Origin of the sequence: Oceanisphaera submarina (assembly GCF_046521305.1) — a bacterium.
GTDB classification, from domain to species: Bacteria; Pseudomonadota; Gammaproteobacteria; order Enterobacterales; family Aeromonadaceae; genus Oceanimonas; species Oceanimonas submarina.
The window spans coordinates 178,029-194,203 of the sequence record NZ_JBKGFN010000001.1 but is presented as its reverse complement, the minus strand read 5'-3'; the positions used below and the strand labels follow the sequence as shown (position 1 = coordinate 194,203).

Sequence of the window (16,175 nt, the reverse complement as noted above, 5' to 3'; positions counted from 1 at the left end):
TAAACGTATTATCCTTGATGGATTCATGTGGTCCCTACCTTGGCCAGATCACTCAGCTGGGGACTTTATTATGAGCCACAAGCTTCGGGGCTTGTGAAGTGGGTGTCCTGATTAGTTCCTGCCGAACAGTCCAGAGTGATCGGCCGAAAGATGGGTATCCCAAGAGGAGGGATTTGGCATTATCATGGGGCGGTGCGGGCTCATAACAAGGGATTCGAATGCAGAAGAAAGATGCGCTGACGCCGGGGTTGATGGTGGTGCACGGCAACCAGCTGGAGGAACTACGAGATCTGGCGGTGGCCTGGATGCGGAGTAACCCGCTGGCCCCCTTGGAAAACGAGGTCATACTGGTGCAGAGCAACGGCATCGCCCAGTGGTTGAAGCTGGCGCTGGCCGAGCATCGCAGCGGCGGTATTGCCGCTGCCATGCAGGTGGATCTGCCGGCGCGTTTTCTGTGGCAAACCTACCGTTCCGTGCTCGGTAGTCACAGTATTCCGTTGCAGTCGCCACTCGACAAGGCACCGCTTACCTGGCGATTGATGCGGTTGTTGCCCGAGCTGCTGGCCGATGAGCGCTTTGCGCCGTTGCACCGTTTTCTGCAGCATGATGACGATTGTCGCAAGCGCTATCAACTGGCCGAGCGACTGGCGGACTTGTTCGATCAGTATCAGGTATACAGAGCCGACTGGCTGGCGGAGTGGGCCGCAGGGCGCGACCGGATCATCAGCGCCCGCCGGGGGCCAGTGCCGCTGGATGAGGCGGTGCTGTGGCAGCCGGCGCTGTGGCGGACATTGCTGGAAGACGTGGGCCACGAACAGCTGGCCGGCAGCCGCGCCGGGGTACACCCGCGCTTTGTCGAGCATTTGCGTGAATGCAGGGAACGCCCGGCCGGTCTGCCGCGCCGGGTGATCGTGTTCGGTATTTCCTCGCTCCCTGCCCAGACTCTGGAGGCGCTGGCGGCACTGGCGCGTTTCACCCAGGTGCTGCTGTGCGTGCATAACCCCTGTCAGCATCACTGGGGCGACATAGTGCCGGATCAGGACCTGCTGCGGCACCGCTACCGCCGCCATGCCCGTAAACCAGGACAGCCACTTGAGCTGACCGACAACGATCTGCATCAACATGCCCACCCTCTGCTGGCGGCCTGGGGCAAGCAGGGGCGGGACTACATCAACCTGCTCGACAGCGTCGACGATCCCGAACACTATCGCGCCCGCTTCGACGCCGTCGGCAGCCGCATCGACCTGTTCGGTGAAGGGGATACCAGCCACCAGCTCGGCCAGTTGCAGGACGACATGCTCAACCTGCGGCCGCTGGCGGAAACCCGTGAGCAGTGGCCGCCGCTGATTGATGACACCGCTTCCATTCGCTTCCATGTGGCCCACAGTGCCCAGCGCGAGGTGGAAATACTGCACGATCAACTGCTGGAGTATTTCAGCACCGATGCCGGCCTGCGTCCGCGCGACATCATCGTCATGGTGCCGGACGTCAACATCTACGCTCCTCATATCCAGGCGGTGTTCGGCCAGTACGTACGGGAAGACGACCGCTACATTCCCTTTACCCTGGCGGATCAGGGCAGTAGGGGCACGGAACCCTTATTGATTGCGTTGGAGCAACTGTTGCGTCTGCCGGACAACCGTCAGACGGTGAGCGAAATACTGGACCTGCTGGAAGTGCCGGCACTGCGCGATCGCTTCGGCATCAACGAACAGGACCTGCCCACCTTGCATCGCTGGATTGAAGGCGCCGGGGTACGCTGGGGGCTGGATGCCGGGCGTCGTGCCGTCCTTGGGCTGCCGGCGGATCTGGAACAGAATACCTGGCGCTTTGGCCTGCGCCGCATGCTGCTCGGTTATGCGGTGGGATCGGGGGATGCCTGTCAGGGCATAGAGCCTTTTGATGAAATCGGTGGCCTGGACGCGGCCTTGATCGGCCCCCTGGTCAGGCTGCTGGATACCCTGGCTGCCTTGCATCGACAGCTGTCTCGGCCTCGTCTGCCGGCAGAGTGGGGACAGGTGATGCATGAGCTGCTGGAGTCGTGTTTTCGGCCGGCCAACGACCGGGAACGAACCTTGCTGGCAGGCCTGACCGAGGCGCTGGAAAACTGGCAGGAGCTCTGTACCGGGGTCGAACTCGAGGAGCCGCTGCCGCTCAACGTGGTGCGCGAGGCCTGGCTGGGGGCCCTGGATCAGGGCTCGCTCAGCCAGCGTTTTCTGGCCGGAGCGGTCAACTTCTGTACCCTGATGCCGATGCGGGCCATTCCCTTTCGCATGGTCTGCCTGCTGGGCATGAACGACGGCGACTACCCGCGTAGCGTGACCCCGCTCGACTTCGATCTGATGGCGGGGGATTACCGCCCCGGAGACCGTTCCCGGCGGGAAGACGACCGCTACTTGCTGCTGGAGGCCCTGCTGTCGGCTCGCGAACGGCTTTATATCAGCTGGGTGGGGCGCAGCATTCGCGACAACAGCGAACGGCCGCCCTCGGTGCTGGTCGGCCAGCTGCGGGATCACCTGGCCGGCGGCTGGCGCATGGACGACGGTCGTGAGCTGCTGCCCGCCATTACCACGGAACACCCGCTTCAGCCGTTCAGCAAGGCCTATTTTGGTGAAGAGGGGCCGTTGTTCAGTTACGCCCGGGAATGGGCCGGCCTGCACCGCAGTCTGATGCCTCGGCACGAGGCCGTCTTGCCGCCGCTGGAGTTCGACGAGGCGCAGCCGCTGGATCGGTTGCAGCATTTTCTGCGTGATCCTGTGGGGCACTTCTTTACCCAGCGGCTCAAGGTCTATCTGGATGAAGAAACACCGCCCCAGTTGGATGAAGAGCCCTTCGAACTCAATGGTTTGCAGCTTTATCAGCTGAAACGGCAACTGCTGGAGCAGGCCAGCCAGTCGGCCGAGGCCCCGGGGCAGTCACTGGCCCTGGAGGCCCGCCGGCTCGAAGGCCAGGGCCTGCTGCCACTGGCCGGTTTCGGCGAACGACAGAAAGCACAGCTGCTGGCGCCCTTGCCCGAGCAGCTGCAGCGCTATCAGGCGGTGTGCCGGCAGTGGCCGACACCGCTGGAGTCACCCTTGCCCTTGCGGTTTGTTCATGAGGGCATAGCGCTTGAAGGCTGGCTGGGTGGCCTGCATAGGGACGGCGAACGGCTGGCGCGCATCGAGCTGCAACCGGGCACCCTGATGAACAAGAAAACCTTCAAATGGCATCGGTTGTTGCGCCCTTTCGTGACCCAGGTGACGGCGGCTGCCGTCGGCATAGAGCTGACCACACTGCTGGTGGGAGAAGACGAAACCCTGTTGTTCCTGCCCTTGCCCCGGCGTCACGCCGAGTGCATTCTGCAGAGCTGGCTGGAGGCCTGGCGACTCGGGCTGGAGGCGCCGCTGCCGGTGGCGCTGAATACCGCCATGGTCTGGCTTGAACAGCAGGACGAGGAAAAGGCCCGCAAAGCCTACGAAGGCGACGATTACCAGTTTGTCGGAGAATGCCGGCAAAATGCAGCCCTGTCTCGCCAGTACCCGACCTTTGCGGCGCTGAACGCCAGTAGCGACTTCGCCGACTGGAGTACCCGCCTCTATCAACCCTTGCTGGACCATCAACCCGAATCGCTGGAGACAGAGCAATGAGCGCACCTTCCTCCCGCCCGCTGGCGCTGCGGTTTGTGCTGCATGGCAGCCGACTGATAGAGGCCAGCGCCGGTACCGGTAAAACCTTTACCATTTCGGCACTCTATCTGCGGCTGGTGCTGGGCCACGGCGGCAACGCCGGCTTCGAACGCGAGCTGCTGCCGCCGGAGATCCTGGTGGTGACCTTTACCGATGCCGCCACCCGTGAACTACGCGACCGCATCCGGGCCCGGCTGGTGGAGGCGGCACTGGTATTTCGTGGCGCAGCCGAGGGCGATGAGTTGCTGGTGCAACTCAAGGCCGACTTCGACTCCGAACAATGGCCCGCCTGCGCCCGGCGGCTCGACATCGCCGCCCAGTGGATGGACGAGGCGGCGGTGTCCACCATTCACGGCTGGTGCCAGCGCATGCTGCGCGAGCACGCCTTCGACAGCGGCAGCCTCTTTACCCAGACCCTGCAGACCGATCACAGCGAGCTGCTGGTGCTGGTGGTGCGTGACTACTGGCGCCAGCAGTGCTATCCGCTGGCGGGCGAGGCGCTGGACTGGGTGATCAGCCACTGGAAAACGCCGGACACCCTGCTTGGCGAACTGCGGCCCCTGTTGCAGGAGTCGGGCGAGGCGAGCGAGCCCCTGTCCGAGCTGCTGGCGGCGGATCTACAGCGACATGCGGAGACCTTAGCCCGGCTCAAGGCGCCCTGGGGCGTCTGGCTGGAAGAAATTGATGGCATCTTGCAAGCGGCCATAGCGGCAAAGCAGGTTCACGGCAAGTGGTTGCAAGCCAGGCGTACCGACGGTTGGCTGGCTGCCATAGGTGACTGGTTCAACAGTGATGCGGTTGAGCTTTCGCTCAGCGAGGCGGCACTTTATCGCCTGACGCCCGAGGGAATAGCGGAAGCCTGGAAAGTCGGGGATGCACCTTCACACCCCGCCTTTACGGCCATGCAGACCCTGCCTGCGCAGCTTGTCGCCCTTGCTGCTCCTCTCGAGGCCCCCCGCCGCCACGCCGCCGCCTGGGTGAGCCGGCGTTTCGACGAGGAAAAGCGCCGCCGGGCCGAGATGGGCTTCGACGACATGCTGTCCCGGCTGGACGACGCCCTGCAGGGGGACAACGGCGACCGGCTGGCCGAGGTGATACGCCACCAGTTTCCGGTGGCGCTGATCGATGAATTTCAGGACACGGACCCGCTGCAGTACCGCATTTTCGACCGCATCTACCGGCTGGTCGAGAACCACACCAGCAGCGGCCTCTTCCTGATTGGCGATCCCAAACAGGCGATTTACGCCTTTCGCGGTGCCGATATTCATACCTATCTGAGTGCACGGCAGGCCACCAGCGGTCGTCACGACAGCCTGGACACCAACTTTCGTTCGGCAACCGCCATGGTGACTGCGGTCAACCGGATCTTCGAGCTGGCCGAACAGCGTGACGACGGCAAGGGCGCCTTCCTGTTCCGTGAGGGCGCCGATAATCCGCTGCCCTTCATGCCGGTGCAGGCCAAGGGCCGCAAAGAGCGGTGGCACGTCAACAGCAATGCCAACGAGAAAGGACACCCATTTGCCAACGAGAAAGGACACCCATTTGCTGCCGGTCAGCCGGCGCTGACCATCTGGCAGCTGGAGCAGGACGAGCCGGTGTCGGGGGCGGCCTATCGCGAGCAGATGGCGGCCGGCGCGGCCACCGAAATAACCGCACTGCTCAACCTGGGGCGGCGGGGCCAGGCCGGTTTTGTCGGTGAGCAGGGCTTGACCGCGCTGCAGCCGAGCGACATCGCCGTGCTGGTCCGGGACTTCAGGGAGGCCGAGGCCATTCGCACCGAGCTGGCCGCCCGCGGGGTACGCAGCGTTTACCTGTCCGACAAGGACTCCATCTTCGACAGCCAGGAGGCGAGGGATCTGCTGTTGTGGCTGCGTGCCTGCGCCGAGCCGGAGCAGGACCGCTTGCTGCGGGCGGCCCTGGCCAGCCGTAGCCTGGGGCTGACCCTGAGCGAGCTTGAGCAGCTCAATCAGGACGAACGCAGTTGGGAGCGGCGGGTGATGCAGTTTCGCGACTATCGCAGCCGCTGGCGTCGGCAGGGGGTGCTGCCCATGGTGCATCAGCTGCTGCACGACTTCGCCTTGCCGGGCCGGCTGATGGTGCGGACCGATGGCGAGCGGGCCCTGACCAACCTGCTGCATCTGGCCGAACTGATGCAGCAGGCGGCGGCTACCTTGGACGGGGAGCAGGCGCTGACCCGTCATCTGGCCGAGCTGATTGGCGGCGAGGGGCTGGCGGCGGACGAACAGGTACTGCGGCTGGAAAGCGATGCGGCCCTGGTGCGGGTGGTGACCATTCACAAGTCCAAGGGACTGGAATACCCGCTGGTGTTTTTGCCTTTTATCTGCTCGTTCAAGGCGCAGAAAAAGGGCAGGGCGGTGCAACTGCACGATGGCGAGCGCCGCCGCCTGGTGCTGACACCGGACGAAGAGCAGTTGGCGCAGGCCGACCGCGAGCGACTGGGGGAGGATCTGCGGCTGCTTTATGTGGCCCTGACCCGCGCCCGTCACGCCTGCTGGCTGGGCCTGGCCGATATCAAGGTGGGCAATGCCAAAGGCTCGCGCCTGCATGACTCGGCGCTGGGCTACCTGCTGGGCGCCGGAGTGCCCTTGCCCAACAGCCGGGCGCTGGCCGACTGGCTGGGGCCGCTGGCGATGGCGGGTGAAATCGAGCTGGCGCCCGTGCCCGTGCCGAGTGCGCAGCCTTTAGAGGGCCGGGAGGAAGCCGCCACCGAGCCCCACTGGCGCATCCCAAGCCGGCCCGCCGCCGAGCACTGGTGGATTGCCTCTTACAGTGCCCTGCGCACCGGCGAGGTGAATGCGGTCAGGCCGACGCGGCGCTTCGAGGATGCCGCCCCGGAGAGTCCGGCGGCGGCCACGGTGGCAGACGATGAACGAGAGTCGGTATTCATGCCGCTGCGTCCCGGTGAAACGCCGACCCTGCACCGTTTTCCGCGCGGGCCCAATCCGGGGACCTTTTTGCACGGTCTGCTGGAACTGGCCGGACGCGAGGGCTTCGATGCCGACTCGCCGGCGCTGGCGGATCAGCTGGCCCGGCGCTGCCAGCTACGCGGCCTGAGCGAATGGATAGCCCCGCTGGGGGGCTGGCTGCGGCAGTTGTTGCATACGCCCTTGTGTGAGCCCACATCGGAAATGACGGCACCGAGGCTGGCCGGGCTGAGTGCCTTTCAGCCGGAGCTGGAATTCTGGCTGGAGGTCAGCCGGGTGGACGTGCGCCGCATCGATGCCCTGGTGCAGACCGCCGTGCTGCCGGGAGAGCCCAGAGCCGAGTTGCTGCCCGATACCCTGAACGGCATGTTCAAGGGCTTTATCGATCTGGTATTTGAACATCGGGGTCGTTACTTCGTGGTGGACTACAAGTCGAACTGGCTGGGCAATGACGAGGCGGCCTATACGGAGGCCGCCATGAACGAACAGGTGCTGAAACACCGTTACGATCTGCAGTATGTGCTCTACCTGCTGGCGCTGCATCGCCAGTTGAAGTTGCGACTACCCGATTACGATTACGATACCCACATGGGCGGCGCCCTCTATCTGTTCGTGCGTCATCCACCAGCCGTCTACCGGGACAGGCCGCCCCGCGAACTGATAGAAACCCTGGACGCCCTCTTTACCGGCCCCGGCCTGAGTGGTGAGTCTGACGAGGAGTTAACAAATGATGCAGTCTGATGTGATGGTCGAACCGGCGCTGAATGGCCATCAATCGATGTTTGACTTGCTGGACAGCTGGGTTGAGCAGGGCTGGCTGCGGGCGCTGGATCGGGCCCTGGCCGGTTTTTTTGCCGAGCTGGAGCCGGACGCCGAGCCTCTGTTGCTGCTGGCGACGGCGCTGGCCAGCCATCAGCTGGGCCACGGTCATGTGTGTCTGGATCTGGCCGCCACCCTTGCCAGCCCCGATTTTGCGCTGTCGCTGCCGCCGGAAGGAGACGAAGCCGGCACCAGCCCCTTGCCATCAAAGGTACTGGCGGAGGTCGGGTTGGATGACTGGTGTCGGCGGTTGCAGGCAAGCCATCTGGTGGCGTCGGCCGCCGGCGATGCCTCCACCCCGCTGGTACTGGACGGCGGGCGACTCTATCTGCGTCGTTACTGGCGCTACGAGCAGTCGGTGGCCCGGGCGCTTGCCAGCAGGCTGAGCCAGCAACCGGCCTTGCCCGAGCAGTTGAGCGAGCGGCTGGAGCAGTTGTTTCCCGAGCCATTGGTGGTGGATGGCCAGCGGCAGACCGACTGGCAGAAGCTGGCCTGCGCGCTGGCGGCCCGGGGCAATTTCAGCCTCATTACCGGTGGCCCCGGCACCGGCAAGACCACTACCGTGGTGCGATTGCTGGCGCTGTTGCAGCAGTCGGCGGGCGACCAGTCGCTGCGTATCCGGCTGGCGGCCCCCACCGGCAAGGCGGCCGCCCGGCTCACCGAGTCCATCGGCGCCCAGGTTGCCTCGCTGCCGGTGAGCGAGGCGGTGCGTAGCCAAATCCCGAGTGAGGTCACCACGCTGCACCGGCTGCTGGGCAGCCTGCCCGACAGCCGACATTTTCGGCATCATGCGGGTAATCTGTTGCCGCTCGATGTCCTGGTGGTGGATGAAGCCTCGATGATCGACCTGGAGATGATGGCCTGCCTGCTGGCGGCGCTGCCGCTTCATGCCCGGCTGATCCTGCTGGGTGATAAGGATCAGCTGGCCTCGGTGGAGGCGGGGGCCCTGCTCGGCGATCTGTGCCGGGATGCGGAGGGCGGTTTTTACGATCCGGAACTGGGTCGCTGGCTGGAGCTGATGAGCGGCGAAACCCTGGCCCACCCGGCCTTGCAGCCGGGCAGTGCCGGGCAACATCCGCTGGCCCAGCGCACCCTGATGCTGCGCTATTCCCGCCGCTTCGGCAGTGGCTCCGGCATAGGACGACTGGCCCAGGCGGTCAACGAGCAGGATGCGACCACCGCCCGCGCCATTCTGAACGAGGGTAACGCCGATCTGCATCTGCAACGACTGCGCGGCGAGCAGGACAAGACGCTGGACAGATTGTTGCTCAAGGGGCGGGGAGAGGCCTGCGGCTATGGTCGTTACCTCGAACTGCTGCAACGCGAGCGGCCGGCGGCGGCCTGTCCGCCGGAGCACCCGGCCTGGAGCCGGTGGGCGGGCCAGGTGCTGACCGCCTTTGATCAGTTCCGGCTGCTGTGCGCGGTACGTAAGGGTCCCTGGGGGGTGGAAGGCCTTAACCTGCGCATCGCCGGCCTGTTGCATCGGCGCGGCCTATTACCGGCGGATCAGGGCTGGTACGAGGGGCGCCCTGTGCTGGTGACTCGTAACGATTACAGCCTGGGGTTGATGAACGGTGACATCGGCATCGCTCTGCGGCTGCCGGACGAGCCGGGTCGGACCCTGCTGCGGGTGGCCTTTCCGCGCAACGACGGCTCAGGCTCGCTCAGGTTCGTGTTGCCCAGCCGTCTGAGTGCGGTGGAAACCGTGTTTGCGATGACGGTGCACAAATCCCAGGGCTCGGAATTTGCCCACACCGCCCTGATCCTGCCGGATGGTCTCAATCCGGTGCTGACCAAGGAACTGCTCTACACCGGCATCACCCGGGCCCGCCATCATTTCAGCCTGATTGAAAGTCGGCCCTCGGTGTTCGAACAGGCGGTACAAAGACGGGTAGAGCGGCGCAGCGGTTTGCTGGCCGGATTACAGGCAGAGCGAGCCGACAAAGGGCCATGATCCCTGTATTTCAAAAAATGTGAAAAAATCTGTTTATTGCTGCATCCGTTTGCTCCGCTGGCGGGTAGTACAAGGGTGGCACCTATTGCCGCTCTTGGTACTACCGTCACAAGGAGATATGACATGCAAAATATTCAGCTCAAAATGACCCCGGTACTGGCCTCGGCCCTGTTGCTTGGCCTGTCTTCCGTTGCCCACGCCATGGTGCCCGAAAGCATGCAGGTGCCGGCAGGCCACAAGGTCGCGCTGGAAACGGTGGGGGTGGGCGAAATTACCTACGAATGTCGTGATAAGCCCGATGCCCCTGGCGAACTGGGTTGGGCGTTTGCCGGGCCTAATGCGGTACTGAACGATAGCAGTGGCAAGCAGGTGGGGCGTTATTTCGGGCCGCCGGCCACCTGGGCGGCGATGGATGGTTCCAAGGTGACAGGGACTCAATTGGCCGTGTCCCCGGGGGGCGAGGGTAATATCCCTTATCAACTGGTACAGGCCAATCCGGCGATGGGAGAGGGGGCCATGGTCGGCGTCACTTATATCCAGCGGCTGGACACCCAGGGTGGGGTGGCGCCGGCGATGGCCTGCGGTGAAGCCAACAAGGGCGAACGTCAGATCGTTAAATACCAGGCCAATTATATTTTCTGGAAAGCCAGCTAAAGGAGCGCGCAGTACCATCCGCAGCGAATTGAACTATACTCTGCCTCACAAAAAAGGCTTCGTTTGAAAACTATGTGGATGGTGCTTCGCCGATGACAGAACCCAATCAGGATTTTGATTACCAGGCCGCGTTAGCGGCCTGTGCCCGTAAGGATCGCCATGGCCTTCACACCCTGTATGAACAGGAAGGAGGGCGATTGCTGGGAGTGGTGCTGCGTATCGTGCGCGATCATGCCCTGGCGGAAGACATAGTGCACGATGCCCTGATCAACATCTGGCTGCGTGCCGACAGCTTCGACCCGGCCCGGGGGTCGGCCCGGGGCTGGATTTACAGCGTGGCCCGGCATCTGGCTCTGAATACGGTGCGTAACCGGGGGCGGGAACTTGGTCTGGATCAGCATGGCGCTGAGGCGCTGGATGCCCGACAGTCATACGAACACTGGCTGCAGAGCCGGGATGGGGAATCCTGGCATGATCATGACAAGCGGGTTGAACATTGCCTGGATCAGCTGGAGCCTGAACGGCGTAACTGTATTCTGCATGCCTACGTAGACGGTTGTAGCCATCATGAAATTGCCGATCGGATGGGGGCGCCGTTGGGAACGGTCAAAGCCTGGATCCGGCGCAGTCTGATAGTTCTGAGGGAGTGCATGGCATGAGCGATGTACATCAGTACGATCCCGAACTGTATGCCCTGGCCGGGGAGTATGTGCTGGGTACCTTGCCTGTCGAACAACGGCGATGGCTGGAACAGCGGCTGGAGCACGATGAACCGCTGCAGGCGGCGGTGGCGAAGTGGGAAGAGCGACTGCATCCACTGACGGGGCTGGCGGCGGTACAAACACCCTCTCCCCGGCTGTGGCTCCGGGTCGAGCGCAGCCTGGATGCTCTGTCCCGGATCAGGGCAACAGTCGAGCCTGTTCGCTGGTGGCAGCGGCTGGGGCTGTGGCGAGGGCTGACTGCCGCCAGCCTGGCCATGAGTGTGTTGCTTACCGTGGCCGTCGTGTATCGTCCCTTGCCTGAGCCCCGTTACATCGTCGTGCTGGCAGCACCGGAAGACAGGGCGCCGGGCTGGCTGGTTCAAGCCAGCGATCCCAGTGAAATTCAACTGATCCCCCTGGCTGCGGTGGAAGTGCCGGCGGATCGGGTACTGGAGTTCTGGACCAAGGGTGACGACTGGAACCGGCCTGTTTCTCTCGGCCTGGTGGAGCCGGGCCAACGTCTGCGGGTGCCGCTGGATACCCTGCCTCCGCTGGCCCCCAACCAGCTGTTCGAGCTGACCCTGGAGCAGGCCGGAGGCTCGCCTACCGGCCTGCCTACCGGCCCCATCCAGTTTATCGGCCGAATGGTGAAAATTTAACCAAAAACGGGGGCAAGCGCCGGGACTGCCCGGCGCTTGCCCCCGTCCTGGCGATCACCTTCGGCTCCAGGCTCTGTTTCTGGTGGGCGGTCTGCAGGTCGCCCACTCACCATGCCATTAACGATGAGGACTCCCTCTCGTTATCCGGAGATGGGTGTTCTTTCTACTCTTTCCTTTCTCTCTTTCCTTCTTCCGGTCTGCCGTTGTCATTCATCAGGTATTGTCTGGCAACGTGCTCGGCGGGCATGGGGCGGCCGGTCAGGTAGCCCTGGATCAGATTGACGTGATACTGGCGCAGGGTGATCAACTGGTCCTGTCTCTCTACGCCTTCGGCGACCACCGTCAGTTTCAGGCCCTGAGCCATGCCGGTGATGGCGGCCAGTATGGTGTTGCTACCCTGGTTTTCGCCCAGTTGCTGAATAAAGGATTTGTCTATCTTGAGGGTGGTGATCGGCAACTGGTGCAGGTAGCTGAGAGAAGAGTAGCCGGTGCCGAAGTCATCCATCGCCACCCGGCAGCCCAATTGGCGCAGCTCCTGTAATACCTGTACCGCTTGCTGCTGCTTGTCGAGCAGCATGCTTTCGGTCAGTTCAAAGCTGATCAGGCCTGCCGGCAGCCGGTAGTCATCATAGAGGGCACGGATTTGTTCAATCAGATCCTGCTGCCAGAACTGTTGGGCCGACAGGTTGACGGCGACCGGCACCGGTGTCAGACCCGCGTCCAGCCAGGTGCGCAGCTGGGCCGCGACCCTATGCATCAGATAGCGACTCAGCGGCAGTATCAGGCCGGAGCGTTCGGCCAGGGGAATAAAATCGGCGGGGGAGACCTGGCCGAACTCCGGGTGATGCCAGCGGGCCAGCGCCTCCATGCTGTAGAGTCGGCCGGAATCCCGCTCCACCAGGGGCTGGTAATGCAGGCCGAGCCCTTCGCCGCTGTCGATGGAGTCGCGCAGTGCCGTTTCCATGGCCAGCCAACGATGCTCGCGTACATCCAGGCGGGTGCTGTATAGTCGGAAGGAATTGCGGCCTTCCTGCTTGGCTCGGTACATGGCGGCATCCGCATGATGCAGCAGCTGTTCGACGTCGGCGGCATCGTCCGGGTAGAGGCTTACCCCCAGGCTGCAGCTGATACGGAAGCTTTGACCCTTGATCTGAAAGGGCTCGCCGATGGCGTCCAGCAGACGGCGGGCGATGCGAGTCACTTCATCTGGTTTGCTCAAGTTCGGCAGCAGGGCGATAAATTCATCTCCCCCCAGCCGGGCCAGGGTGTCATCTTCCCGTAACAGGGCGGTCATGCGGCGCGACACATCAAGCAGCAGCTCGTCGCCGGCGGCATGCCCCAGAGTATCGTTGACCTGTTTGAAATGATCGAGATCGATAAAGAGCACCGCCAGTCGCTGTTGGTGGCGATGTGCATGGCGAATGGCCAGTTCCAGTCGGTCTTCGAGCAGACGACGATTTGGCAGCTTGGTCAGGGCATCGTAATAGGCCAGTTTGCGGATTTGATCCTCGTTCTCCCGAATATGGGTAATATCGCTGAACAAGGCCGCATAATGACTGTTGTTACCCTCCGCATCGGAAATGGCGGTGATGGTGAGTAATTCCAGATACAGCTGCCCGCTCTTGCGCCGGTTCCAGATTTCGCCGCGCCAGTAGCCTTTTTGTTGCAGGGTGTGCCACATGCCATTGTAGAAGTCAGTATCATGGCGCCCGGAAGACAGAACGGCGGGCGTTTTGCCCATCACTTCTTCCAGCAGATAGCCGGTGGTATGGGTAAAGGCCGGGTTGACGAATTCGATCTGGCCTTTGGCATTGGTGATCATCACTCCTTCCAGCGAGGCGTCTATCACTCGTTCGGCCAGTTGCAGGTTGAGTCGGGAACGGCTCAGGGCCTGGTCGCGTTGTGTCAGGGCCTGCTGTAACTCCAGTTGGTAACGCCGGTCGGCACCTTCCAGAATATGACTAAAACCGAGCAGCCCTACTATTTGCGGATTTTGCCGACAGCTATTGTCCTGTACCGCCAGATGACGGAGATGGTTGTCGATCAGCATATCCCTGGCACGCAGCAGGGTATCCTGGCTGTCTATGGTCAGTAGCGGGCGGCTGGCCAGGGTGCCAAGCGGGATATTGCCCGGGTGACGGGCGGCAAAGCGTACCAGGTCGCGCTCGGTGATAATGCCGAACTCACCGTCGTCACAGGCGACCACGGCCGCATCTTGTCCCTGCTCCAGCATCAGGGCCGCTGCCTGGCCGAGCGACAGGGTGCCCTGCAGCATCAGCGGCTGGCTGTTTATCGCCTCGTGAACCTTGCGCAGGCTGAGGTATAGCTCCAATCCCTGCTTCAGTGCAATATCGGTCTGGGACACTATTCCCTGCGGCTGGCCTTCATCGTCCACTACCAGAAAATGCCGACGTTGTTCTTCGTCGAACCGCCGGGCTACTTCCGCCACCGGGGTGTGCAGGGGCAGGCTGATCACCGGGCTGCTCATCACCTTGCCGATAGGAATGTTCAGGGAGCCCGGATCATTGAAGTCGAGCCGCAGGCTGTCGTGCTCGGTCCAGATGCCAACGGCCACGCCGCGTTGCATGACCAGTATGGAGCTGCATTGGCGCCTGGCCATGCGCTCTGCGGCTTCATGCAAGGGAGTATCGGGGCTGCAGTTGAGCAGGGCGATGTGCATCAGACGTTCGACGGGCAGGTTGAGGGTGCTGGGATCGAGATGTATCACATTAACTCATTTGGAGCTGATTTTACGGATACATTAGCATATCCCTGCGCAGTAACATAAATGAATAACATACAAAAGACAGGTGACCGAGGCGTCAATAACGACGTTATTTTCATGGAGGTGAGATGCCGGGTGGCGCCTGTGAAGGCGCTACCCGGTGTCGTCGGGTGGCTCAGTAAGACTGGGTATGAACGCCTTTTATTGCCCGGCCGGATGGGTCGGCCATGTTCTTCCATTGCTCGTCCCACTCCAGTGCCGTGGGGGTGGAGCAGGCGACGGACGGACCACAAGGCACGCAGTGGGCGGCGGACTCCTGCGGGAAGTGGCCTTCGAAGATGGCGCGGTAATAATAGGCTTCCTTGTTGGTGGGGGTGTTGAGCGGGAACCGGAACGCCGCCGCCGCCATCATCTGATCCGTCACCTCTGTTTCCACCATTTCCTTCAGGCTGTCTATCCAGGAATAACCCACGCCGTCGGAAAACTGCTCCTTCTGGCGCCATACCACATCAACGGGCAGCAGATCGCTGAAGGCTTCACGCAGTATGTGTTTTTCCATCTTGCCGTTGCCGCACATCTTGTCGGTTGGGTTCAGGCGCATGGCCACGTCCATGAATTCCTTGTCGAGGAAGGGTACCCGGGCTTCCACGCCCCAGGCGGCCATCGACTTGTTGGCTCGCAGGCAGTCGAACATGTGCAGCGCCTGCAGCTTGCGCACCGTTTCTTCGTGGAATTCCTTGGCATTCGGCGCCTTGTGGAAATACAGATAGCCGCCGAACAGTTCGTCCGAGCCTTCGCCGGACAGCACCATCTTGATGCCCATGGCCTTGATGCGACGCGCCATCAGGTACATGGGGGTAGAGGCTCTGATGGTGGTGACATCGTAGGTTTCCAGGTGATAGATCACCTCGCTCAGGGCGTCGAGACCTTCCTGCACCGTGTAGTGCAGCTCGTGATGCACGGTACCCAGGTGATCGGCTACCTTGCGGGCGGCAATCAGATCCGGCGCACCTTCCAGGCCCACGGCGAAGGAGTGCAGCCGGGGCCACCAGGCTTCGCTGTTGTCGCCGTCTTCCACCCGGCGGTCCGCATAAATCTTGGCAATGGCAGAGATCACCGACGAGTCCAGGCCGCCGGAGAGCAGCACGCCATAGGGCACGTCGCACATCAGCTGGCGCTTGACCGCCGCCATCAACGCTTCGCGCAGCTCGATCACGCTGGAAGTATTGTCCTTGACCGCGGCGTAGTGTTCCCAGTCGCGTTGATAATAGCGGCGCAGCTTGCCTTCCTTGCTGTACAGCAACTGGCCGGGAGGAAACTCCTTGATGCTCTTGCATACGGGGGTGAGCGCCTTCAGCTCGGAGGCGACATAGAAGTTGCCCTGTTCGTCGTGGCCGGTGTAGAGCGGAATTATGCCCATGTGATCACGACCAATCAGATAGGCGTCCTGCTCTTCGTCGTAAAGGACGAAGGCGAAGATGCCGTTGAGATCGTCGAGAAACCCGGGCCCTTTTTCCTTATACAGCGCCAGTATGATTTCGCAGTCGGACTGGGTCTGAAACTCGAAGTCCACGGCAAGCCCGGCTTCCAGCTCCTTGTGGTTGTAGATTTCGCCGTTTACCGCCAGCGCCTGGGTTTTGGCCGGGTTCAGTAGCGGTTGGGCACCGCTGTCCAGGCCGACGATGGCCAGCCGCTCATGTACCAGAATGGCGTTGTCGCTGCTGTAGATACCGGACCAGTCGGGGCCCCGGTGGCGCAATAGCTTGGACAGCTCCAGTGCCCGGCTGCGCAGGATAGCGGGGTCGGATTTGAGTTCGAGAATACCGAAGATAGAACACATGGGATCATCCTTAATTGGTGGCGCTAAACACTAGGCTCAGGTTGGCAGAGTGACACCAGGATGAAAAGTGAAAATGATGAAATGTGATAAATAAAGCCATTTGAATTTTAAATTGATATATTAAATGGCTTTATTTTTTAAATCGTCAAAAAATGACGTGTAATTTTAATGATTGTGCGGTGGTGTCTGGCCCATTGAACCGTCGATCTGCTT

8 protein-coding genes are annotated in these 16,175 nt (G+C 62.2%); 6 read left to right on the top strand and 2 right to left on the bottom strand.

Annotation, left to right across the window (positions count from 1 at the left end):
- Window positions 1-218: 218 nt before the first annotated feature.
- The 6 genes from recC (at window position 219) to ACLEIV_RS00950 (ending at window position 11,397) form a co-directional block, all read left to right on the top strand.
- Window positions 219-3,626, top strand: coding sequence for an exodeoxyribonuclease V subunit gamma (recC, locus tag ACLEIV_RS00975; RefSeq protein ID WP_410454797.1), 3,408 nt, complete (start codon window positions 219-221; stop codon window positions 3,624-3,626).
- On the top strand, window positions 3,623-7,351 hold the full coding sequence (gene recB / locus ACLEIV_RS00970; RefSeq protein ID WP_410454796.1) for an exodeoxyribonuclease V subunit beta: 3,729 nt from the start codon (window positions 3,623-3,625) through the stop codon (window positions 7,349-7,351). The genes recC and recB overlap by 4 nt, the downstream gene beginning before the upstream one ends.
- Window positions 7,338-9,383, top strand: coding sequence for an exodeoxyribonuclease V subunit alpha (recD, locus tag ACLEIV_RS00965; RefSeq protein WP_410454795.1), 2,046 nt, complete (start codon window positions 7,338-7,340; stop codon window positions 9,381-9,383). Before recB ends, recD begins: the two co-directional genes overlap by 14 nt.
- A gap of 123 nt (window positions 9,384-9,506) precedes the next feature.
- Window positions 9,507-10,037, top strand: coding sequence for a DUF3455 domain-containing protein (locus tag ACLEIV_RS00960; RefSeq protein WP_410454794.1), 531 nt, complete (start codon window positions 9,507-9,509; stop codon window positions 10,035-10,037).
- A 92-nt stretch (window positions 10,038-10,129) separates the two neighbouring features.
- Window positions 10,130-10,696, top strand: coding sequence for a sigma-70 family RNA polymerase sigma factor (locus ACLEIV_RS00955; protein WP_410454793.1), 567 nt, complete (start codon window positions 10,130-10,132; stop codon window positions 10,694-10,696).
- Complete coding sequence (locus ACLEIV_RS00950; protein WP_410454792.1) at window positions 10,693-11,397, top strand: anti-sigma factor; 705 nt, start codon at window positions 10,693-10,695, stop codon at window positions 11,395-11,397. Before ACLEIV_RS00955 ends, ACLEIV_RS00950 begins: the two co-directional genes overlap by 4 nt.
- A gap of 163 nt (window positions 11,398-11,560) precedes the next feature.
- Here ACLEIV_RS00950 and ACLEIV_RS00945 read toward each other — a convergent pair whose 3' ends face one another.
- Together ACLEIV_RS00945 and asnB are read right to left on the bottom strand one after the other, a co-directional pair.
- A complete protein-coding gene (locus ACLEIV_RS00945; protein WP_410454791.1) occupies window positions 11,561-14,125 on the bottom strand; it encodes an EAL domain-containing protein in 2,565 nt (854 codons plus the stop codon).
- 172 nt (window positions 14,126-14,297) lie between these two features.
- Window positions 14,298-15,962 carry an asparagine synthase B gene (gene asnB / locus ACLEIV_RS00940; protein ID WP_410454790.1) on the bottom strand — a complete coding sequence of 555 codons (1,665 nt, stop codon included), beginning with the start codon at window positions 15,960-15,962 and terminating at the stop codon, window positions 14,298-14,300.
- Window positions 15,963-16,175: the final 213 nt, after the last annotated feature.

Bases quoted from the DNA above. Each gene is read 5' to 3' on its own strand.
- recC (WP_410454797.1), top strand. From the start codon at position 219: ATGCAGAAGAAAGATGCGCTGACGCCGGGGTTGATGGTGGTGCACGGC.
- recB (WP_410454796.1), top strand. From the start codon at position 3,623: ATGAGCGCACCTTCCTCCCGCCCGCTGGCGCTGCGGTTTGTGCTGCAT.
- recD (WP_410454795.1), top strand. From the start codon at position 7,338: ATGATGCAGTCTGATGTGATGGTCGAACCGGCGCTGAATGGCCATCAA.
- ACLEIV_RS00960 (WP_410454794.1), top strand. From the start codon at position 9,507: ATGCAAAATATTCAGCTCAAAATGACCCCGGTACTGGCCTCGGCCCTG.
- ACLEIV_RS00955 (WP_410454793.1), top strand. From the start codon at position 10,130: ATGACAGAACCCAATCAGGATTTTGATTACCAGGCCGCGTTAGCGGCC.
- ACLEIV_RS00950 (WP_410454792.1), top strand. From the start codon at position 10,693: ATGAGCGATGTACATCAGTACGATCCCGAACTGTATGCCCTGGCCGGG.
- asnB (WP_410454790.1), bottom strand. From the start codon at position 15,962: ATGTGTTCTATCTTCGGTATTCTCGAACTCAAATCCGACCCCGCTATC.